The sequence below is a fragment of the Aromatoleum tolulyticum genome (assembly GCF_900156155.1).
GTDB classification, from domain to species: Bacteria; Pseudomonadota; Gammaproteobacteria; order Burkholderiales; family Rhodocyclaceae; genus Aromatoleum; species Aromatoleum tolulyticum.
This window is the reverse complement of sequence record NZ_FTMD01000017.1, coordinates 40872-61878: the sequence shown is the minus strand read 5'-3', so window position 1 is coordinate 61878 and position 21007 is coordinate 40872. Positions and strand designations below refer to the sequence as shown.

Sequence of the window (21007 nt, the reverse complement as noted above, 5' to 3'; positions counted from 1 at the left end):
TGGCATGAACCCCCGGACACCATCCTCCGCACCACGGCTCAACACGGACGAGCTCGTCGCCGTGTCCGTGCAGGGCCAGGTCGCCCACCCCGTCGCCCGTGCGTCGGCCTACCGCATCGGCCACGACGGCGTGCCGCGCGTGCTCCCCGGGACCGGCGGCATCGTGCTGAACAAGCGCATCGGCGACCCTTGCGTCGGCCTCGCCGGCGATCACATCGAGCCGGGCGCGGCGCTGCACAACAACGGCCGCGAGGTGGTCGGACCGCGCGACGGCCCCAACAACGCCCTCATCACCTACGCCTGCGTCGGCAACCTCGCGCGCATCGTCAGCGGCCCCTGCACGGGCAAGACGGGACTGGTCACCGGCAAGCACGGCGGCGTGAATCACGTGCTCGTCGACTTCCCGACCGAAGTGCTGCGGCGCCTGCAGATCGGCGACCGGGTGCAGATCGTCTCGCACGGCCAGGGTCTGCGCCTGACCGGGCATCCGCGCATTGAAGTGCTCAACTGCGCGCCGCGCCTGCTGCGCCGCTGGGGCCTCCTCGAACGTGACGGACGCCTGCACGTGCCGGTCACCCATCTCGTGCCGGCCCGCATCATGGGCTCCGGCCTGGGCAAGAACACCGCCTGGCGCGGCGACTACGACATCCAGCTGGCCGACCGCGCCACCCGCGCGCGCTACCGCCTGGGCAGCCTGCGTTTCGGCGACATGGTCGCGATCACCGACGCCGACACCCGCCGCGGCCCCGTGTACGCGTCCGGGCGCGTCACGATCGGCGTGATCGTGCACGGCGACAGCACGGTGAGCGGACATGGCCCCGGGGTCACGCCCCTGCTCACCGGCCCCGCTGCGCTCCTCCACCCCGTGCACGATGCGCGCGCCAACCTCGCCGAGATCTTCGGCATCCGTCCCGCCGCGAGCCCGCGCGAGCGCCCCACCCTCACCGAGGCCGACCGCCGGCAACGCTGCATCGTCCAGGAAGCGCCGCCGCGGCTGGCGTTCTGATCGCAGGGGGGCGTTCCTGCCGGCGCCAGCCGCAAACCCGCGCCGATACGCGGAACGGCAGGCCCGGTCGGCATGCTGTTCGGGCTAGAATCGGGTCTCCCGACTCTAGCACCCGGACCCGCCGATGCCCCACGCGCGTGCCGTTTCATCCCTGCCGCGCCACCTCGCCGTCGCCTACGGACTACTGATCGTCTACGCCTGCCTGCACCCGCTGACCGGCTGGCGACCGACCGGGCTGCCGCTGCTGGACTTCCTCGCCGCGCCCTGGCCCAAGTACTACCGCGGCGCCGACATCGTCCTCAACGTGCTCGGCTTCCTGCCCTTCGGCTTCGTCCTCGCGCCATCCCTGCCGCTGCGGCTCGGACGCGGCGCGGGCGTCGCGGTCGCGACGCTGCTCGCGACGCTGCTGTCCTTCGGCATGGAAGTGACGCAGAACTTCCTGCCCACGCGCGTCCCGTCGAACGTCGACCTCGCCTGCAACACGGCCGGCGCCCTGCTCGGCGCGCTCGCCGGCGCGCGCTGGGGCCACCCGCTGTTCGACCAGAGCGGCTGGCTGCACCGCTGGCGCTCGGCACGCATCATCCCCGGGCACATGGGCGACCTCGGGCTGATCCTGCTGGGGCTGTGGCTGCTCGCGCAATTCACGCCCGACCGCGTGCTGTTCGGCAGCGGCGATCTGCGTCAGCTGCTGGGCCTGCCGACGCCGCTGCACTTCGAACCGGACCGCTACATCCTGCTCGAGACCGTACAGGTCGCGATCACGATCGTCGGCGTGGGCCTGTTCGCGCGCTGCATGATGCGCAGCGCCTCGCCGTGGCCGGTCGCGCTGCTCCTCGCGCTGGGCATCGGCGCCAAGTCGATCGCGACCGCGTCCTTCTACATTCCCGGCGAAGCGCTGCTGTGGCTCACGCCCGGCACGCGCCAGGGGCTGCTGCTGGGCCTGCTCGCGCTCACCGCCACGCTGCTGCTGGCGAGCGTGCTGCAGCACGCGCTGGCCGGCGTCGCGCTGCTCGCGGCCACCAGCCTCACCAACCTGCTGCCCGAGAACCCCTATTTCGAGGTCGGCCACCGCATGCTCGGCCAGGGCAACTTCCTCAACTTCCACGGCCTCACCGAACTCAGCGCCAACCTGTGGCCCTTCCTCGCGCTCGCCTACCTGTCGGCAGTGGGCCTGTGGCGCGGGGAGCATCTCACGCAGCGTTGAGCGGCCCCGCGGCTATAATCGGTCGCATTGCGGAGCGGCCCGGCGCCGCGCCCCGTCCCCTCCCGGAGTACCTGATGAGCTATTTCAAGCACCACGTGTTCTTCTGCTGCAACCAGCGCGAACCCGGCAACACCTGCTGCAACGACCACAAGGCGACGGTGATGCAGACCTACGCCAAGGACCGCATCGCCGCGCTGGGGCTCAAGGGCCGCGGCAAGATCCGCATCAACAAGGCCGGCTGCCTCGACCGCTGCGACGACGGTCCGGTGCTGGTCGTGTATCCGGACAACGTCTGGTACACCTACATCGACAAGGACGACGTCGACGAGATCATCGACGAGCATCTCGTGCACGGCCGCATCGTCGAACGCCTGCGCCTGCCGGATTAAACCATGACGAGGCCGCAGGCTCCCGAGAGCGTCCTGCTGCGCGGACGCGACGGCGCGATCGAGGCGCTGATCGACACCCCCGACACGGTGCGCGGCATCGCGCTGGTGTGCCATCCGCACCCGCTGTTCGGCGGCACCAACACCAACAAGATCGTGCACACGCTGGCGCGCACGCTGCGCGAGCTGGGCTACGCGGTCGTGCGCCCGAACTTCCGCGGCGTCGGCAAGAGCGAAGGCGAGCACGACCACGGCAACGCCGAGACCGAGGACATGCTCTCGGTGATCGCGTGGATGCAGTCGCGCTGGGGCACGCTGCCGCTCGCGCTGGGCGGCTTCTCCTTCGGCGCCCACGTGCAGACGCGCGTGGCCGCGCGCCTCGCCGACGGCATGACGCCCGCGCACCGCATCGTGCTGGTCGGCACCGCGACCGGCGAAGTCAGCGGCGCGCGCAGCTACGCGACCGGCCCGGTGCCGAAGGACACGCTGGTGATCCACGGCGAGGAAGACGACACGGTGTCGCTCGCGAACGTGCTCGAGTGGGCGCGGCCGCAGAACCTGCCGGTCGTCGTCGTGCCCGGCGCGGACCACTTCTTCCACGCCCGCCTCACCCTCATCCGCGACATCATCCTGCGCAACTGGACGCCGCTGTGAACCGCGCGCCACTTCACCGGAGAATGCCATGAAGCTTTTCGCCTCGCTGACCAGCCCCTACGCACGCAAGGTCCGCATCATCCTCGCGGAAAAATCGCTGCTCTGCGAGCTCATCGTCGATTCGCCGTGGGAGGCGAACACGCGCGTGCCGAGCGTGAACCCGCTCGGCAAGGTCCCGGCGCTGGAGACCGACGCGGGCGAGATCTTTTTCGACTCGCCGGTGATCGCGGGCTACCTCGAGACGCTCGACGCGGCGCCGCAGCTGCTGCCGGCCGACCCGCTCGAACGCGTGCGCGTGCGCCAGATCGAGGCCCTCGCCGACGGCGTGACCGACGCCGCGGTCACGGCGCTGCTCGAGTCGCGCCGCCCCGAGGGCCTGCGCAGCGAACCCGAGATCGACCGCCAGATCGACAAGGTAGACCGCGCGCTCGATGCGCTCGAGGCGCGCGCGAGCGGACGCGACTGGATGTACGGCAACGCCCTGAGCCTGGGCGACATCGCCGTCGCCGTCGCCCTCGGCTACCTCGACCTGCGCTTCCCGCAGCATGAATGGCGCCGCGAGCACCCCTCGCTGGCGGCGCTCGCGCGGCGCATGTTCGCGCGTCCGAGCTTCACCACGACGAAGCCGCCGGTCGGCTGATGTCGTGACCGGCATGCACGCCGTACCGCGCGGCCTCGCCCTCGCGAGCCCGCTGGAAATCCGCGGCCTGCGCAAGCGCTATGGCGACAACGAGGTCGTCGCCGGCATCGACCTCCGCCTGAACGCGGGCGAGTGCTTCACGCTGCTGGGCCCCAACGGCGCAGGGAAGACCACGACGCTGCGCTGCGCGCTGGGCCTCACGCGCCCGTCGGGAGGGGAAATTTTCCTCGCCGGCCTGCCGGTGCCCGAACGCGCGCGCGAGGCGCGCATGCGCGTCGGCGTCGTGCCGCAGCAGGACAACCTCGACCCGGACTTCACCTGCGCCGAGAACCTCCTCGTCTACGGGCGCTACTTCGGCCTCGACGACGCGACCATCACCGCGCGCATCCCCGAGCTGCTCGCCTTCGCCGGGCTCGAAAGCAAGCGCGACGCGCGCATCCAGTCGCTGTCCGGCGGCATGAAGCGGCGCCTGACGCTCGCGCGCGCGCTCGTGAACCGCCCCGACCTGCTGATCCTCGACGAACCGACGACCGGCCTCGACCCGCAGGCGCGCCACCTGATCTGGGAGCGCCTCAAGCAGCTGATCCGCAACGGCACCACGGTGCTGCTGACGACGCACTTCATGGACGAGGCCGAGCGCCTCGCGGACCGGCTGGCGATCCTCGACGCCGGGCGCATCCTCACCGAGGGCAGCCCGCGCGAGGTGATCGCGGCGCAGATCGAGGCCCAGGTCGTCGAGGTGTATGGCGACTGGAACGGCGCCGCCCGCAACGGCACGAGCGGCGCGCAGGCGTGGGCCGAGGCGCATGCCTGCGCGTTCGCACGCCGTTACGAGGTGAGCGGCGAGACCGCCTTCTGTTACCTCGACGACGCGGCGCCGCTGATGGCCCACCTCGCGCAACAGTCCGGCTTGCGCTACCTGCGCCGGCCGGCGAACCTCGAGGACGTGTTCCTCAAGCTCACCGGGCGCGACCTGCGCGACTGAGAAGACCGCTCGATGGCAACGACCACCCCAAGCTCGACCTTCCGCGCGCCGCGCATCACACACCGCTTCGTGCCGGTATGGCGGCGCAACTTCCTCGTCTGGCGCAAGCTCGCGCTGCCCTCGGTGCTGGGCAACCTCGCCGACCCGATGATCTATCTCTTCGGCCTGGGCTTCGGCATCGGCATGCTGGTGCCCGAGATCGGCGGCGTGTCCTACATCAGCTTCCTCGCCGCCGGCATGGTGTGCTCGTCGACGATGAACAGCGCGTCCTTCGAGGTGCTGTACTCGTCCTTCTCGCGCATGCACGTGCAGCGGACCTGGGACGCGATCATGAACGCGCCCGTGGACCTCGACGACATCGTGTTCGCGGAACTGGTGTGGGCGGCGTCGAAGGCGCTGCTGTCGGGCGTCGCGATCCTCATCGTGATCGCCGTGTTCGGCCTCGTCGACAGCCGCTACGTGCTGTGGCTGCTGCCGCTGATCTTCCTCGTGGGCCTCAGCTTCGGCGCGCTCGGGCTGGTGATGACGTCGGTCGCACCGAGCTACGACTTCTTCATGTACTACTTCACGCTCTTCATCACGCCGATGACGCTGATCTCGGGCGTGTTCTTCCCCGCCGAACAGCTGCCCGCGGCAGTTCAGGTGGCCGCCTCGCTGCTGCCGCTGTCGCACGCCGTCGAGCTCGCGCGGCCGCTGCTGCTGGGGAAGGTCCCGTCCGATGTCGTGCTGCACCTGGTGGTGCTCGCAGCCTACGGTGTCGGCGGCTTCTGGGTCGCGTTGGGGCTCACGCGGCGACGCCTGCTCGGGTAGAGCGGCCCGCCTCAGCGACGCAGCAGCGATCCGAGCGTGACGATCAGCATCCCGAGCCGGCGCCGGATGTGCGCCTTTTCGGTGTCGTCGGCCGCCTCGCCTTCCCCGCCTTCCCCTGCGTGCGCGAGCGCCTCGCGCAGCGCCGCGATCTCGCGCCGCTGCAGCACTTCCTGCGGCACGAAGCCGGCATTCTTGAGGATGCGGTTGGCCATCCTCTGCTCGGGCGACTGGAAGGGTTCGTCGTCGAACACGAGCGGCTTGCCCGCCCCCGGCAGGCGATCGAAGTCGCCGCGCCTGATCGCGTCGGCGATGCGCTGCTCGGCAAGGATGTCGAAGATCGAGGCCATGTCGGTCGCCCGTTGGTCACGCCGCGGCACGGCGGCGGCGCTCCCTCCGATGATAGCCGACCGGCACCTCCCGTCAGGGCAGGATGAAGCTGCTCGGCTCCTGCACGCTGCGCGCCGCGTCGTGCCCCGCCGCGATGCGGAAGGTGATCGGACGCACGCCCGACAGCGGCGTGCCGGCGGGCGCGGACAGGGTCAGCGACACCGGGCGCACGCTGCCCGCCGCCACCGCGAACGTGCGCTCGCCGACGACCTCGATGCCCGGCACGCCGCTGACTTCGACGACGAACTCGCGCGCGGCGTCGTCGAGGTTCTTCAGCTTCAGCGTATAGGCGTTCTCGATCCGTCCGGCGGAGGTCTCGCGCAGCAGGGCGCCGCGGTCGCGCAGCACGTCGACCTGCAGCAGCGAACGCTGGCCCAACGACCACACCCCGAACGCGACGACCGCCAGCACCAGGCAGCCATACACGGCGAGGCGCGTCCTCCCGCCCGCCGCCGCCCCGGCCAGTTCGCGCTCCGACGCGAAGCGGATCAGGCCCGTCGGCGTGCCAACGCGCGTCATCACCGTGTCGCAGGCATCGATGCACAGGCCGCAGTTGATGCAGCCGAGCTGCAGCCCTTCGCGGATGTCGACGCCGGTCGGACACACTTCCACGCAGATGCCGCAGTCGATGCAGTCGCCGCCGCCCTCGGCCCGGCCGCGCGCCTGCCGCGGTTCGCCGCGGCGGAGGTCGTAGCTGACGGTCGCGGTGTTGCGGTCGAACATCACGCCCTGGAAGCGCGAGTACGGGCACATGTGCTGGCACACGGCCTCGCGTGCGAAGCCCGCCTGCACGTACAGGAAGAGGCCGTAGAAGATCAGCCAGAAGCTCTCCCACGGGCCGGTGGCGCCGACGGCGAGCGCCGGCAGCAGCTCGCGGATCGGTGTGAAGTAGCCGACGAAGGTGATCGCCGTCCACGCCGCGATCAGCAGCCACAGGCCGTGCTTGACGCCCTTGAGCGCAAACTTGCGAACGCCCGGCGGGCTTTGGTCGAGCCGCAGGCGGTCGAGGTGGTCGCCCTCGACCTTGGCCTCGACCCACGTGAAGATCGTCGTGTACACCGTCTGCGGACAGGCGAAGCCGCAGAACAGACGCCCCGCGAGCGCGGTGACGAGGAACAGCGCCGTCGCCGCGAGGATCAGCGCCAGCGCGAGCAGCAGCGCGTCCTGCGGCCACAGCACGAGGCCGAAGAGGTAGAACTTCTCGTGCTCGATGTCGAAGAGAACGGCCTGCCGCAGCACGCCGCTACCTTCCCACGTGAGCCAGCAGCCGCCGTAGAAGACGATCTGCGTGAGCCACACCATCGTCCAGCGCAGCGTGTTGAAGCGGCCCGCGACGGCCCGCGCGTGGATCTTCCCCTTCCTGCGGTACAACTCCAGCTTCGCCTCACGCACCTTGCTGACGGACTTGCCCATTCCTGCCTTCCTCCGGATGCGGGCCGGGGGAGACAATCTCCCCGGTCGACGCCGGAGGCGAGTACATCACCGGGCGACCGACAGGAACAGTTCCAGAAAAGCACATTTCAGACAGGAACAGATTTCATCCCGCTCAGGAAACAGGCGCTGATCTGTGCCGATCCGAAACACGATCGGCTGTATCTGTGATCACCGGCCGGATCGGATGACAATGAGCAGATTGCACAATGGGCGCACAGCCATGACGACGATTGCGATTCCCGCTCCCCCGCCACGGCAGGACGCCGCGCTGGCCGGGCGGGTCCCCGGCAACAGCGGCATCTGGGTAGGCATCAGCTGCGAATTCGTCGAGTTCGCCGTGCTCTTCATTGTCTATTTCGTCGCCCGCGCGCACTTTCCCGACGCCTTCGAGCACGGGTCGGAGCGCCTGTCGCGGGTCTCCGGCACCGTCATCACCTTGCTGATGGTGACGAGCAGCTTCTTCATTGCCGCGTCGGTCGTGACGATGCGCGCCGGCCAGCGCCGGCGCTCGCTGTGGTGGCTCGTCGCCGGGCTGGTCGTGGCGCTCGGCTACCCGGTCGCGAAGTTCCTCGAGATCCGCTGGAACCTCGCGCACGGCATCGACGGCGAGGCAGGCATCTTCTTCACCGTCTACTACTACCTGACGATCAACCACCTGGTGCATGCGACCTGGGGCATCCTCGGCATGCTGTGGGTGCTCGCGCGCCACGTCGCCGGCGCGTATTCGGCCGAGGAGCACAGCGGACTGGAGGCGCTGGCGAGCTACTGGCACGCCACCGACATCATCTGGCTGGTCCTCTTCCCCTTCTTCTACGTGCTGGCGTAAACGATGAGCCCGACCGAGCAAAAACCCGCCACCGCGCTGGCCCCGCTGACCGCGGCATGGCTGATCCTCGTCGCGCTGACCCTGCTGAGCCTCGGCCTTGGAAAGTGGTTCCACGGCGCCGCGTGGCTGCCTGTCGTGGTCGCGGCCATCGTGTGGGCGAAGGGCATGCTCATTGCACAGCGCTTCATCGAGGCCGAACTCGCCCATCCCTTCATCCGCCGCGTGGTGAAGGGCTTCGTCGCCTTCGCGCCGCTCGCGCTGGTGCTGATCGCCTTCTTCGGGCGCGAGTTCGCACGCTGGGCGACCTTATAGCTGCTGTGCGATGAGCCGGCCCAGCGTCGCCATCGCCGCCTGCTGGCGCTCCGAATCGGGGTGACCGAAGTTGAGTCGCAGCCAGTGGCCGAATTCGCGCTTCGCCGAGAAGATCGGCCCCGGCGCGATGCTGATGCCGTGCGCGAGCGCCTGCTGGTGCAGCAGCAGCGTGTCGACCTGGCGCGGCAGCTCCAGCCACACGAAATAGCCCCCCTGCGGCCGCGCGAGCCGCGTGCCGGGCGGGAAATGCCGCTCGATCGCGGCGGTCAGCGCGACCTCCTGTTCGGCCAGCTTGCGCCGCAACTGGCGCAGGTGGTTCTCGTAGCCGCCGTGCTTCAGGTAGTCCGCCAGCGCGATCTGCACCGGCACCGTCGTCGCGAGACTGGTCGCGAGCTTCAGGCGCTGGATGCGGCCGGCGTAGCGCCCCGCCGCGACCCAGCCGACGCGGTAGCCGGGCGCGAGGCATTTCGAGAACGAGGACACGTGCATCACCAGGCCGTCCGCATCCACCGCCTTCGTGCATAGCGGCGCCTGCCGGCCGAAGTACAGCTCGGCATACACGTCGTCCTCGATCAGCGGCACCTCGAAGCGACGCAGCAACTCGACGAGGTCCTTGCGGCGCTCGTCCGGCACGAGGCTGCCGGTCGGGTTGGCGAAGTTCAGCATCACGAGGCAGGCCTTCACCGGATGGTGGCGCAGCGCGTCCTCCAGCGCCGGCAGGCTCACGCCTTCGCGCGGGTGGGTCGGGATCTCGATGACCTTGAGCCCCAGGCGCTCGCTCGCCTGCAGTCCGGCATAGAAGGTCGGCGATTCGATCGCGATCAGGTCGCCGGGGCGCGTGACGGCCTGCAGGCACAGGTTGAGTCCCTCCATCGCGCCCGAGGTGATGACGATCTCCTGCGGCGACACCGGCGCACCGTGCGCGAGGTAGCGCAGCGCGAGCTGCCGGCGCAGCTCCTCGTTGCCCGGCGGCAGGTCGGTCACCGTCGCGAGCGGATCGAGCCGGCGTGCGGCATTCGCGAGGAAGCGCCCGAGCCTGTCGAGCGGATACAGGTAGGGGCTGGGGAAGCTCGACCCCAGCGGCACGATCGCGGGGTCGCGCACGCTGTCGAGGATCTGGAAGATGAAGTCGCTGACCTCGAGCTGCGTCGAACCGCCGAGCGGGCGCGTCATGTCCGGCTCGGGCAGGTTGCGGCCGAGGCGCGCGCGTACGAAGTAACCCGACTTCGGCCGCGCCTCGATCAGGCCGCGCCCTTCCAGCAGGTAATAGGCCTGCGTGACGGTGATCGGGCTGACCTTGTGCGTGCGGCAGGCCTGGCGCACCGACGGCAGCCGGTCGCCGGCGCGCAGCACGCCGTCGGCGATGAGCTTTTCCGTCTGCTCGGCGAGGTCCTGGTAGCGGCTCATGGGGACGATGTTAGCAGGGGCACATCGCCCGCGGCCGGCGCCGAAAGCGGGCCGAAAGGGCGCCCCCGTATCGTTCGTGCCACCGGATCCCGCCGGCGCCCCCTGTCGCGCGATGCCGTTCTTGGCGACAATGGCCGCCTTCAGCCTCATCATCCGTGCCAGATAAGGAGAACGAGCAGTGCTCGAAACCCTGATGACCGCCACCTTCTGGGTGTCGGTATTGCAGATCATCGCGATCGACATCCTGCTCGGCGGCGACAACGCCGTCGTGATCGCGCTCGCCTGTCGCAAGCTGCCCGAGCACCAGCGCAACAAGGGCATCGCGTGGGGCGTCGTCGGCGCGATCGCGCTGCGCATCGTGCTGATCTTCTTTGCGCTGCAGCTGCTGGCGCTGCCCTTCCTGAAAGTCGTCGGCGCGCTGCTGCTGCTGTGGATCGGCGTCAAGCTGATGCAGCCCGAGGACGACGACGGCCACGGCAACATCGAGGGCTCGACGCATCTGCTCGGCGCGATCAAGACCATCGTCGTCGCCGACGCGGTGATGAGCCTCGACAACGTGATCGCGGTCGCGGGTGCGGCCAAGGGTGACCTCGGCTTGGTCGTCTTCGGCATCGTCGTGAGCATCCCGATCATCGTGTGGGGCAGCAAGTTCGTGCTGAAGCTGATGGATCGCTTCCCGGTCGTGATCACGCTGGGCGCGGCGTTGCTCGGCTGGATCGCCGGTGGCATGCTGGTCGGTGACGTGGTCATGAAACCCTATGTGGAAGGGCTGCCGGGCTGGCTGCACTACGTGACCTCGGTCGCGGGCGCAGCGTTCGTCGTCGGCGTGGGCGCGTGGCTCGCGCGACGCCGGGGCGGCGAAGCGGCGCCACTCGTCGAACTCGCGGTCGAAGAGACCGGCGACGCATCCCGACGCAACTGACCGTGCTGACAAGGAGATCGTGATGCTCAAGGTACTCGTACCCCTCGACGGCTCGGACAACGCCAACCGCGCACTCGAACACCTCATGAAGCTGCGCGCGCTCGGCGGCGAGCTCGACATCCACCTGCTCAACGTGCAGATCCCCGTGGACGGCCACGCCCGCAGCTTCGTCAGCCACGACGACCTCGAGACCTGGCACCGCGAGGAAGGCCTCGCCGCATTGGCCAGCGCACGGGCGGCGCTCGACGCGGCCGGCATGCCCTACACGCACCACATCGCGATCGGCCATGTCGCCGACACCATCGTCCGCTACGCGAGCGAGCACCGCTTCGACAAGATCGTCATGGGCACGCACGGCCGCGGCGCGCTGCTGCAGGCCCTGCTTGGCTCCGTCGCCCATGCCGTGCTGGAGCGTTCGCCGGTCCCCGTGACCCTCGTGAAGCCCCTCCCGCCGGGCTGAGCCGCCGCCCCTCGCCCCCCCCACGCTGCGACCGCCGTCGCAGTGGTCTAGAGTGGGGTAGCAGCGCCGTGCCGCATCGCACGGCGACAAGCACAGGAGGGGACATCATGGCGGAACTCGACAAGGAAGCGGTCGTTGCGGCGCTGGACCGTATCCTCGAGGCGGAATTGGCCGGAGTCGTGCGCTACACGCATTATTCCTTCCTCGTATTCGGCTTCGGGCGCATCCCGATCGTGTCGTGGCTGAACACGCAGGCGGAAGAATCGCTGCAACACGCGCGCATGGCCGGCGAATGGATCACCACGCTGGGCGCTCACCCCTCGCTCGCGATCGGACCGCTGCTCGACTCGCACCAGCACGACATCGGCGCGATGCTGCGCGAATCGCTCGAATCGGAGCGCAGCGCCCTGAAGCTCTATGACGAACTGCTCGCCCTGGTCGCGGACCGCTCGGTGGCGCTCGAGGAATATGCGCGCCAGATGGTCCAGACCGAGGAACTGCATCTCGCGGAAGTCGACAAGATGCTGCGCAAGCCGGGCGACCTGTCGGCCTTCGCGCCGGCACGACCGACCTAGGATCCGGAGCCGCGCCCGGCATAGGGCGGCAAGGAACTGAGGCGCCCATCCTCGACCGGCCCGCCGACGGTGAAGTGGTAGAGGCTTTGCCATTCGCCGCCGGCGAGGCCCAGCAGCTCGTGCATCGTGTCGTCGAAGAAGCAGCCGATGCCGGTGCCGCGCAGCCCCGCCGCCTCGGCCTCCAGGTACAGCACGTGGCCGAGCATGCCGCATTCGCGGAAGAGCTGCGCGTAGCGCCATGGCTCGCGCGCGACGATCCCCGTGCGGGCGAGCATGCCGAGCGCGAAACACGAATCGGCCGCGATCTCCTGATGGCAGCTGACGAGCTGCGCCGTTTCACGCAGGTCGTAGGGGATCAGCAGGTAGAGCGGCAGGGGCGCCGGACCGGCCTTGTGCCACAGCCAGTCCGCGCGCATCGCCCCGCGCAGCCCGGCGAGCGCGGCCGGATCGCGCACCAGCACGTAGAGCCCCGGCTCCAGCCCGTCGACGCGATGCACGAAGAACGCCGGATGCACCTGCGGCGGCCACGGCCAGGCCGACCACGGCGGCACGTCCGCACGCGGCAGCAGCGCATCGAGCACGGCGAAGAAGGCATCGGCAGCCATCGTCGTCACGCCGTCGAAGGCGACCGCGCTGCGGCGCCGGCGCGCGAGCGTCGCGACCGGCAGGTCCAGCACCGGCGCGGCGGGCAGAGGCAGCGCCGCGGGTGCCGGCGCATCCGCCGCGGCCGTACGCGGCTTGCGCGCGGCAGCGTCGACGACGGCGATGTCCGGCCAGTCGACATGCGCCGAACTCAGGCGGTTGGCGCGTCCGTGCCAGTCGGCCTGCGCCGCGAACGCGAGCAGCGCATCGACATCGATCCCGTCCCCCGCCGCGCCGAGCTGCAGTAGCACCTCGGGCGCCTCGCGCTCGGCACCATCGCAGTCCGCTGCGCGATCGAGCCCCGCGAGGCGCGCGATATCGTCGTCGCCGACGCGGTCGAGCACCCGCGCCGGCCAGCCGAGCGCCGCGGCGGCAAGCGTCAGCGCGGCCACCGCATGACCGCAATCGTGCTGGCAGTAGCGCCACGCGCGCATGCCGTACTTCCACGCCTCGCGCCAGTGGATCGAGCTCAGCGCGACCAGCACCCCCTGCCCGCCGAAGGCTGCATCCCATCCCTCGCGCGGCGCCGCACGCTGCTCCAGCACGTGCTCGCGGCTCAGGTAATGGTGCACGCCCGCCGGGATGCCGGGCAGCGCCGGCGCGATCAGGTAGCCCTCGGTCGGATGCAGGTTGCCGCTCGACGGGTTGCAGCGCAGCGCCCAGCGTGCACCGCCGAACTCCTTCCATGCCGACAACGCGAGCGAGAGCTCGAACAGGATGCCCAGATGCGCGAGATCGAAGGGCGCGGGCGGCGGCAATTCGCCGCGGCGCAAGGCGGCGTAGCGCGTCGCGAGGCCGTCCGCCGCGAGCGGCAGGAGCGCGCGCGCGGCACCGTTCCAATGGCGCCACGGGTCCGGCTGGTTCGCCCAGTCGAGCCGTCCCGGCCCCGGCGCGTAGCGGTCCGGCCGATGCTTGCTATGCTCATGGTAGGCCCGCACGGCGGCGACCTTCCCGCTGTCCGTCGACACTGCTGCCGGCTCGTGCGCCATCCCGCCCCCCTCGCAGTTCATCGCGCCACCGCCTCAGCACAGGAGTCCGACAGCGATGAAAAGATCGATCCTCGTCTTCGTCCTCGGCGGCCTGCTCGGCACCGCCGCCGGCTTCGCGCTGGGCATCTTCGTCTATCCCTTCATCTTCCTCGCCGACATCACCGCCGCCGAGCGCATCGACGACCCGTCGGCGCTGCGCCTCGTCGCGCGCGGGACCTTCATCCACGCCAACCCCTCCGACCCGATCCACTACGGCCGCGGTGGCGTGCGCGTGTTTGACGGCCTCGTGCATCTGGAGGAAGACTTCCAGGTCGGCCCGGGGCCCAAGTTCCACGTCTACCTCGTGCCGGACACGCAGGTCACACCCGATAGCGACGTCGCAGCCAGCATGTTCATCGACCTCGGCCGGCTCAAGGCGTTCAAGGGCAGCCAGAACTACCCGATTCCGGCCGGTGTCGATCCGGGCGCCTACGGCAGCGTCGTCATCTGGTGCGAGCAGTTCGGCGTACTGATCTCGCCCGCCCGGCTGACGGCTCCCGGGGCGGGCGGCGCGGTGACGGGGCCAAAGAATTAAATCTTCTTCATCTTTGGCGATTAACCCCGTCCATATAACTTATTGGCTAGCCCATATAGCCCCGCGCGCTGCAGTGCAACAGTAGAATTCGCACCTCACATCCCCGAACCGAAAGACCTGACATGGCCGCCTTCATCACCGAAAAGATCGTCAGCGTGCATCACTGGAACGACACGCTGTTCTCCTTCACCACGACGCGCGACCGCGCGCTGCGCTACGAGAACGGCCAGTTCGTGATGATCGGCCTCGAGGTCGAGGGACGCCCGCTGATGCGCGCCTATTCGATCGCCAGCGCGAACTACGAGGAAAACCTCGAGTTCTTCAGCATCAAGGTGCCCGACGGCCCGCTCACCTCGCGCCTGCAGAAGGTGCAGCCCGGCGACGACATCCTGGTCTCCCGCAAGCCGACCGGCACACTGGTGCTGCACGACCTGCTGCCCGGCAAGCACCTGTACCTGTTCTCGACCGGCACCGGCCTCGCGCCGTTCATGAGCGTGATCCGCGACCTAGACGTGTATGACCGCTTCGAGAAGGTCATCCTCATCCACGGCGTGCGCCACGTCAGCGAGGTTGCCTACGAACACTACATCACGCACGAACTGCCGCAGCACGAATTCCTCGGCGAGGCGGTGCGCGACAAGCTGATCTACTACCCCACCGTGACGCGCGAGCCCTTCCGCAACCAGGGCCGCTTCACCGACCTGATCGAAAGCGGCAAGCTGTTCGAGGACATCGGCCTGCCCCCGCTCGACCCCGCCGTCGACCGCGTGATGATCTGCGGCAGCGCCGCGATGCTCAAGAGCTCGCGCGAGCTGCTCGACCGCCGCGGCTTCAAGATGTCGAAGCGCATCGGCGAGCCGGGCGACTACGTCATCGAGCACGCCTTCGTCGAAAAGTAGGACGGGGCTGCGGCGACACCACCGAAAGGGCGCCACGGCGCCCTTTGTATTTTCAACGCTGCACGCGGCCGTGCATCGCGTATTTGCACGCTTGTCATCCGCTCCGGGTAATCGCGCGTTATATTCCTGCACGCAGGTGCATGACCGTAGCGCTCGACAAAACCCCAAGGGAACACCGTCGGCGGCACGACGCACGACCCGCCGCGCGGTTCGACCCGGATCACAAGGAGATGCCCGTATGTCCCGCTTGATCACCGCCGTTCTCGCCACCCTGTTCGTCGCCGGCTCGGCCTTCGCCCAGGCCCCGGCCGCCGCGCCCGCGCCCGCAGCTACTCCCGCGGCCGCACCCGCCGGCGATTCGATGTGCGAATCCAAGGCCATCGACAAGAACGGCAAACCGCTCGTCGGCGCCGCCAAGTCGTCCTTCATGAAGAAGTGCCACACCGAGGCCGTAAACACCGAATGCTCGGCGAAGGCCCTCGACAAGAACGGCAAGCCGCTCGCCGGCGCGGCGAAGAACTCCTTCATGAAGAAGTGCCAGGCCGACATGAAGGCGGCCAAGTAACAAGACACGCGCTCCCGACCCGACCCCGACACGCTTGCTCCCTCCCCTTCAAGGGGAGGGTTGGGGTGGGGATGGGTTAAGCAGACGTCGTAGAAACCCATCCCCCTCCTAACCGGTAGTCTCGGCTTCGCCTCGCCGCTCCACAGGCGGCAAGCAGTGCTCGCCGAAACCCCTGTTCCGCCCCCCTTGAAGGGGGAGGAACGACGGCGGCGCGCACAAAGCCCCTGACGGCGTCGTGCTTGTTTCGTCTTCCCGAGCGACTATTCTGAGATATCTGAGGAGGGCGAGCGCATGGACCAGATCGTCTTGCTGATCGGAACGCGCAAGGGTGCGTTCCTCCTGCACAGCGACGCCGGGCGGCGCGAGTGGCGCCTCACCGGGCCGCATTTCCTCGGCTCCGCGGTGCACCACATGGTGCTCGACCCGCGCGACCGCCGCACCCTGCTGCTGGGCACCCGCCCGGGGCACCTGGGCCCCACGGTGTTCCGCTCGAGCGACCTCGGCGAACACTGGCAGGAGGCGACGAAACCGCCCGCCTTCGCGCCGTCCGCCGATACCAAGGCGGCGAGCGTGGACGTCGTCTTCTGGCTCGCCCCCGGTCACGCCTCCGAGCCGGGCGTGTGGTACGCCGGCACCGTGCCGCCGGGACTCTTCCGCTCGGAGGATGGCGGCGACACCTGGCAGGAAGTGCCGGGCTTCAACCACGAACTCCTGCCCAACCTGCGCGAGGTCATCGGCCCGATTCCGGGCGGCCCGCCGCTCCACTCGATCTGCATCGACCCGCGCGACGCGCGCCACCTGTACGTGTCGGTGTCCTCGGGCGGCACCTTCGAGAGCACCGACGCCGGCGCGAACTGGCGCGCACTCAACCGCGGCGTCGCCGCCGACTTCCTGCCCGACCCCGATGCCGACGTGGGCCACGATCCGCACCGCGTCGCGCTGCATCCGCTCGCCCCGGACCGCCTCTACCAGCAGAACCACTGCGGCATCTACCGCCTCGACCGCCCCGGCGACCGCTGGCAGCGCATCGGCCGCGCGATGCCCGCCGAGATCGGCGACATCGGCTTCCCGATCGTGCTCCATCCGCGCGACCCCGACACGCTGTGGGTGTTTCCGATGGACGGCACCGAGAACTGGCCGCGCACCTCGCCGGGCGGCAAACCCGCCGTGTATCGCAGCTGCGACGGTGGCGAAAGCTGGGAGCGCCAGGACAACGGCCTGCCGCGCGGCCACGCGTGGTGGACGGTGAAGCGCCAGGCCTTCTGCGCCGACGACGCCAAGCCGCTCGGGCTGTATTTCGGCACCACCTGCGGCGAGCTGTGGGGCAGCCACGACGAAGGCGACACCTGGCTGTGCCTCGCCGAGCACCTGCCGGAAATCTTCTCCGTCGAGTTCGCCGCACCCGCGCCATGAGCATCCGTGTCGTCGTCCCCGGCCAGCTCTTCAGCTACACCGACGGCCAGTCGCGCCTCGTCGCCGAAGGCGCGACCCTCGGCGAGGTGCTCGAAGACCTCGACCGCCGCCATCCCGGCCTGCGCTTCCGCGTCATCGACGAACACGGCGAGATCCGCCCGCACGTGCGCTTCTTCATCAACCACCAGCCCGCCCTCGCGTTGTCGCGCGCGCTCGCCGACGGCGACGAACTCCTCGTCGTCGGCGCGCTCAGCGGCGGCTAGCCTGCCCCCGGGCGATGACGAGTCCGGCGATCTTCATCAGCTACCGGCGGGACGACGCCAGCGGCGAGGCCGGCCGCATCTTCGATCGCCTCGTCGCGCAGTTCGGCCGTGAGCGCGTATTCCGCGACGTCGACGCGATTCCCGCGGGCGAGGACTTCGTCGAGGCGATCCGGCACCGGATCCGCCAGGCCGACGTGCTGCTGGTGCTGATCGGCCCGCGCTGGCTCACGGCGACCGACGCCGAGGGGCGCTGGCGCCTCGCCGACGACGGCGACTTCGTGCGCATCGAGATCCTCGGCGCGCTCAAGCGCGGCATGCGCGTGATCCCGGTGCTGCTGCAGGACGCCACGATGCCGCGCGCACAGGACCTGCCCGGCGGGCTCGCACCGCTCGCCCAGCGCAACGCCTTCGAGATCCGCAACACGAGCTTCGACCGCGACCTCGCCGAACTCCTCCGCATCCTCGCGCCGGGATGGCGCCACACCCTCTTCCGCCTGCTGCGCCAGCCCCCGCTGCAGGCGGCGGTCGCGCTCGTGGCGGCAATCCTCGTCGGCCTGTGGGCCTACCCGCTGGTCGTCGACACGCCCGACAAGGTGCGCGTGCGCATCAACCAGATGGGCCTCGCGTGGGATCCCGCGACCTTCGTCGAGCTCGCCGAAAGAAACGACGCCGACGCGGTCGCGCTGTACCTGCGCGCCGGCATGCCGGTCGACAGCCTGGATGCGGGCGAGGTCACCGCGCTGATGCGCGCGGCCGGCGCGGGCCACCTCGCGCTCGCGAAGCAGCTGGTGAAGGCCGGCGCTGACGTGGATCGCGCCCTGCCGTGGGCCGCCGGCTCCGGCCGCGCCGAGGTGCTGGAGGCGCTGCTCGCGCAGAAACCCTCGCACGAAGCCATCAACCGCGCGATGGTCGCCGCCGCCGACACGGATGCCGCAGTAATGAAGCGCCTGCTCGAACTCGGCGCGGAGGTCGACTACCGCGAGGGTAACCGCGATACGGCACTGGGCCGTGCCGCCGGCGCGCTGAAGCTCGACGCCGTGCGCGAACTGCTTGCGCGCGGCGCGAACCCCAATCCCGACAAGCCGGACGGTTGGCTGCCGCTGCACCGCGCGGTCGACGCGAGCCGGCGGGAGGGCGAGGACTTGCGGCGCCAGCTCGAGCTTCTGCAGCTCCTGCTCGACAAGGGGGCGCAACTCGAAGCGCGCACGCGCTCGATGTCCGACTGGCAGCCGACGCCGCTGCTGCTCGCGCTGCGCAAGCCGGCACCGGAGGTCGCCCTGTTCCTGATCGGGAAAGGGGCCGACGTGAATGCCGCGACCGCCGATCCGAGCGGCATCCGCGAGCATACGGCGCTGATGGCGGCCGCCGCGGGCGGCGATGTCGCGCTCGTCGATGCCCTGCTGGCGAAAGGCGCTGCGGTCGGCGCGCGCAACGGCCGCGGCGAGACCGCGCTGATGGCGGCCGCGGGCGGCGACGGCAGCGAGCAGGCGACGATTGTGCGCCGCCTGCTCGACGCCGGCGCCGAGCTCGACGCACGCAGCAACTCCGGCTCGACACCGCTGATCCGCGCCGCCGGCAGCGAGAACGAGGTACTGCCCCTGCTGCTGGAGCGCGGCGCGGACGTCGATGCCGCGACGAAAAACGGCTGGACCGCGCTGATGGTCGCCGCGCAGGTCGGCAACGACGACTATGTGCGCGCGCTGCTCGCCCGCGGCGCCAATCCGCGCGCCCTCAACGAGGACGGCGAGAGCGCCGCCAGCCTCGCGGCAAAGGGCGGCTACAACCGCGTGCTGCGGACCCTGGGCGCGCCGCCCGCACGCCCCGCACGCGCTCAGTAGCCGACCGTGAAGCGCCGCCGCGAGTGCGCCGGGCGTTCCAGCTCGTCGATCATCGCCACGGCGTAGTCCTCGACCGAGATGCGGCTCGCGCCCTGCGCATCGACGAGCAGCTGGTCGGTGCCGAGGCGGAAGCGGCCGGTGCGCTCGCCCGGCTCCAGGTAGGCCGAGGGGCTCAGCATCGTCCAGTCGAGTTCCGGCTCGGCGCGCAGCAGCGTCAGCGCCTCGCGCGCCCCTTCGGCGGTGCCCTTCCACTGCGGCGGGAATTCCGGCGTGTCGACGAGCTGCACGCCCGGCGCGACCTCGAGGCTGCCCGCGCCGCCCACCACCAGCAGACGTGGCACACGCGCCTGCTTCGCCGCGGCGATGATCGAGCGCATGCCCTGCACGTAGTAGCCATACACGTCGGCCTGCGCGTGGCCGCTGAAGGCGCTCACGACGGCGTCGTGGCCCTGCAGCCGGGGCGCGAGCGCGGCGCCGTCGAGCACGTCGGCCTTGACGGTTTCGAGGCCCGGCTGCGCCGCCAGCTTCGCGGGATTGGAGACGACGGCCGTGACGCGATGGCCGCGCGCGAGGGCTTCCTTCAGCAGGGCGGAACCGACGTAACCGGACGCGCCGATGAGAACGATGTTCATGGATGTCACCTATTTCGAGCGATGTGAGTGGAGGTCGATGTCTGCAACGGCGCCATCATCACACCACGGATTGTTTTCAAAAACGGTTCAGTCCAGAATTCACTGTTTTCGATTCAACGACAAAAAGGCATCGCATGGGTATCGCGGACCGCATCGACCTCAACGGATTGCTGATCTTCGCCGCCGTCGCCGAAGCCGGCGGTTTCACCGCCGCGGCCGACCGCCTGGGGATCGCCAAGGCCAAGGTCAGCATCGAGATCGGGCGCCTCGAGGCGCAGCTCGGGATCAGCCTGCTCAGCCGCACGACGCGCCGCGTCGCCCTCACCGAGGCCGGCCACACCCTGTACGCCGAATGCGTCCCGCGGCTGCGCGGCATCGAGGAAGCGCTCGTGCAGCTCGGCAGCCCGTCCGCGGAGCTGACCGGCACGCTGCGCATCGGCTGTACCGTCGATCACGCGGAGCAATCCCTCGGCCGCGTCGTCGCCGAGTTCGCCGCACGGCACCCGCAGCTGCACATCGACCTGCGCACCAGCGACCAGGTCGTCGATCTCGTCGAGGAAGGCCTGGACGTGAGCTTCCGCATGGGCTGGCTGCGCGACTCGTCGATGCGCGCGCTCAAGCTTGCCGATTTCGCGCAGTACATCGTCGCCGCCCCGGACTATCTTGCGCGCGCCGGACAGCCACAGCACCCGGAGGAGCTCGCGCGGCACGAATGGGTCGCCCTGACGCTGCTGCCGACGCCGCTGACCTGGAGTTTCACGCACGCCGACGGAGCGAACTGCAGCGTGCGCGTGCGGGGCCATCTGCGCGCCGATTCCGCTGCGGCGCTGCGGGCGCTGCTCGAAGGCGGTGCCGGCATTTCGGCGCTCGACCAGTTCAGCGCCAGGCCGGCCATCGACAGCGGCCGGCTGGTGCGCCTGCTGCCCGAATGGACACCGCCCGGCGGCGGCCTGTACGCGGTGTACGCGCCGGGCCGGCACCAGCCCGCGCACGCGCGCCAGTTTGTCGATTTCTACCGGCGCCGCTTGCAGCAACGGCTCGAGCAATGCTTCAGCACACCCCCTGCGACGGCGCGCGCGAACGGCGCAGACAGGCCCGAAACGTGACCGGCACGACGCGTAACTGCAATTGCAAATCACTTCGCCTTGACTATGTTGAACCATGTTCGTCCCGAGGATGCCGAC

General features: G+C 69.8%; 24 protein-coding genes. 19 read left to right on the top strand and 5 right to left on the bottom strand.

What is annotated here, in order from left to right:
* The first annotated feature begins 4 nt into the window (after positions 1-4).
* The 7 genes from BW991_RS20325 to BW991_RS20295 all read left to right on the top strand — a co-directional run bounded on the left by BW991_RS20325 (position 5) and on the right by BW991_RS20295 (position 5685).
* Positions 5-1006, top strand: coding sequence for a DUF4438 domain-containing protein (locus BW991_RS20325; RefSeq protein WP_076603943.1), 1002 nt, complete (start codon positions 5-7; stop codon positions 1004-1006).
* 124 nt (positions 1007-1130) lie between these two features.
* Positions 1131-2210 (top strand): VanZ family protein, encoded by a 1080-nt coding sequence (locus BW991_RS20320; RefSeq protein WP_076603942.1) that lies wholly within the window; start codon positions 1131-1133, stop codon positions 2208-2210.
* A gap of 74 nt (positions 2211-2284) precedes the next feature.
* On the top strand, positions 2285-2599 hold the full coding sequence (locus BW991_RS20315; protein WP_076603941.1) for a (2Fe-2S) ferredoxin domain-containing protein: 315 nt from the start codon (positions 2285-2287) through the stop codon (positions 2597-2599).
* 3 nt (positions 2600-2602) lie between these two features.
* A complete protein-coding gene (locus tag BW991_RS20310; RefSeq protein WP_076603940.1) occupies positions 2603-3250 on the top strand; it encodes an alpha/beta hydrolase in 648 nt (215 codons plus the stop codon).
* Between the two features lie 28 nt (positions 3251-3278).
* Positions 3279-3890, top strand: a complete 612-nt coding sequence (locus BW991_RS20305; RefSeq protein ID WP_076603939.1) for a glutathione S-transferase — start codon at positions 3279-3281, stop codon at positions 3888-3890.
* Between the two features lie 13 nt (positions 3891-3903).
* Positions 3904-4875, top strand: coding sequence for an ATP-binding cassette domain-containing protein (locus tag BW991_RS20300; protein WP_076603972.1), 972 nt, complete (start codon positions 3904-3906; stop codon positions 4873-4875).
* A gap of 12 nt (positions 4876-4887) precedes the next feature.
* On the top strand, positions 4888-5685 hold the full coding sequence (locus tag BW991_RS20295) for an ABC transporter permease (RefSeq protein WP_076603938.1): 798 nt from the start codon (positions 4888-4890) through the stop codon (positions 5683-5685).
* 11 nt (positions 5686-5696) lie between these two features.
* Here the strand turns inward: BW991_RS20295 and BW991_RS20290 are convergent, their stop codons facing one another.
* A complete protein-coding gene (locus BW991_RS20290; protein ID WP_076603937.1) occupies positions 5697-6032 on the bottom strand; it encodes a DnaJ family domain-containing protein in 336 nt (111 codons plus the stop codon).
* 73 nt (positions 6033-6105) lie between these two features.
* The gene (ccoG, locus tag BW991_RS20285; protein ID WP_076603936.1) at positions 6106-7485 is read right to left on the bottom strand and encodes a cytochrome c oxidase accessory protein CcoG; all 1380 of its coding nucleotides are present in this window, start codon (positions 7483-7485) and stop codon (positions 6106-6108) included.
* Between the two features lie 241 nt (positions 7486-7726).
* Between ccoG and BW991_RS20280 the strand changes: the two genes are divergently transcribed.
* Together BW991_RS20280 and BW991_RS20275 are read left to right on the top strand one after the other, a co-directional pair.
* Complete coding sequence (locus BW991_RS20280; RefSeq protein WP_076603935.1) at positions 7727-8332, top strand: cytochrome c oxidase subunit 3 family protein; 606 nt, start codon at positions 7727-7729, stop codon at positions 8330-8332.
* 3 nt (positions 8333-8335) lie between these two features.
* Positions 8336-8644 carry a hypothetical protein gene (locus BW991_RS20275; protein WP_076603934.1) on the top strand — a complete coding sequence of 103 codons (309 nt, stop codon included), beginning with the start codon at positions 8336-8338 and terminating at the stop codon, positions 8642-8644.
* On the opposite strand, the gene BW991_RS20270 is transcribed toward BW991_RS20275, so the two are convergent.
* Positions 8639-10051, bottom strand: coding sequence for an aminotransferase-like domain-containing protein (locus tag BW991_RS20270; protein WP_076603933.1), 1413 nt, complete (start codon positions 10049-10051; stop codon positions 8639-8641). The two genes, BW991_RS20275 and BW991_RS20270, sit on opposite strands and share 6 nt — an antisense overlap.
* 178 nt (positions 10052-10229) lie before the next feature.
* On the opposite strand from BW991_RS20270, the gene BW991_RS20265 reads away from it, so the two are divergent.
* The 3 genes from BW991_RS20265 to BW991_RS20255 all read left to right on the top strand — a co-directional run bounded on the left by BW991_RS20265 (position 10230) and on the right by BW991_RS20255 (position 12008).
* Positions 10230-10973: a TerC family protein gene (locus BW991_RS20265; protein ID WP_076603932.1), complete on the top strand. Its 744-nt coding sequence runs from the start codon at positions 10230-10232 to the stop codon at positions 10971-10973.
* Positions 10974-10995: 22 nt separating this feature from the next.
* On the top strand, positions 10996-11433 hold the full coding sequence (locus tag BW991_RS20260; protein WP_076603931.1) for a universal stress protein: 438 nt from the start codon (positions 10996-10998) through the stop codon (positions 11431-11433).
* 107 nt (positions 11434-11540) lie between these two features.
* Complete coding sequence (locus BW991_RS20255; RefSeq protein WP_076603930.1) at positions 11541-12008, top strand: ferritin-like domain-containing protein; 468 nt, start codon at positions 11541-11543, stop codon at positions 12006-12008.
* Here the strand turns inward: BW991_RS20255 and BW991_RS20250 are convergent.
* Positions 12005-13639 carry a nitroreductase family protein gene (locus tag BW991_RS20250; protein WP_076603929.1) on the bottom strand — a complete coding sequence of 545 codons (1635 nt, stop codon included), beginning with the start codon at positions 13637-13639 and terminating at the stop codon, positions 12005-12007. The two genes, BW991_RS20255 and BW991_RS20250, sit on opposite strands and share 4 nt — an antisense overlap.
* Before the next feature lie 55 nt (positions 13640-13694).
* On the opposite strand from BW991_RS20250, the gene BW991_RS20245 reads away from it, so the two are divergent.
* From BW991_RS20245 to BW991_RS20220, 6 genes are all read left to right on the top strand, one after another.
* Entirely contained in the window at positions 13695-14213 is a 519-nt protein-coding gene (locus BW991_RS20245) for a DM13 domain-containing protein (RefSeq protein ID WP_076603928.1), read from the top strand.
* Positions 14214-14335: 122 nt separating this feature from the next.
* Entirely contained in the window at positions 14336-15112 is a 777-nt protein-coding gene (locus BW991_RS20240; protein ID WP_076603927.1) for a ferredoxin--NADP reductase, read from the top strand.
* 238 nt (positions 15113-15350) lie between these two features.
* On the top strand, positions 15351-15677 hold the full coding sequence (locus BW991_RS20235) for a hypothetical protein (protein ID WP_076603926.1): 327 nt from the start codon (positions 15351-15353) through the stop codon (positions 15675-15677).
* A 291-nt stretch (positions 15678-15968) separates the two neighbouring features.
* Positions 15969-17090, top strand: coding sequence for a WD40/YVTN/BNR-like repeat-containing protein (locus BW991_RS20230; protein ID WP_076603925.1), 1122 nt, complete (start codon positions 15969-15971; stop codon positions 17088-17090).
* Positions 17087-17353: a MoaD/ThiS family protein gene (locus BW991_RS20225; protein ID WP_076603924.1), complete on the top strand. Its 267-nt coding sequence runs from the start codon at positions 17087-17089 to the stop codon at positions 17351-17353. Before BW991_RS20230 ends, BW991_RS20225 begins: the two co-directional genes overlap by 4 nt.
* 14 nt (positions 17354-17367) lie before the next feature.
* A complete protein-coding gene (locus tag BW991_RS20220; RefSeq protein ID WP_076603923.1) occupies positions 17368-19191 on the top strand; it encodes an ankyrin repeat domain-containing protein in 1824 nt (607 codons plus the stop codon).
* Here BW991_RS20220 and BW991_RS20215 read toward each other — a convergent pair.
* Positions 19185-19823, bottom strand: coding sequence for an NAD(P)-dependent oxidoreductase (locus BW991_RS20215; protein ID WP_076603922.1), 639 nt, complete (start codon positions 19821-19823; stop codon positions 19185-19187). The two genes, BW991_RS20220 and BW991_RS20215, sit on opposite strands and share 7 nt — an antisense overlap.
* A 134-nt stretch (positions 19824-19957) precedes the next feature.
* On the opposite strand from BW991_RS20215, the gene BW991_RS20210 reads away from it, so the two are divergent.
* Positions 19958-20929 (top strand): LysR family transcriptional regulator, encoded by a 972-nt coding sequence (locus BW991_RS20210; protein ID WP_076603921.1) that lies wholly within the window; start codon positions 19958-19960, stop codon positions 20927-20929.
* The last annotated feature ends 78 nt before the right edge of the window (positions 20930-21007 follow it).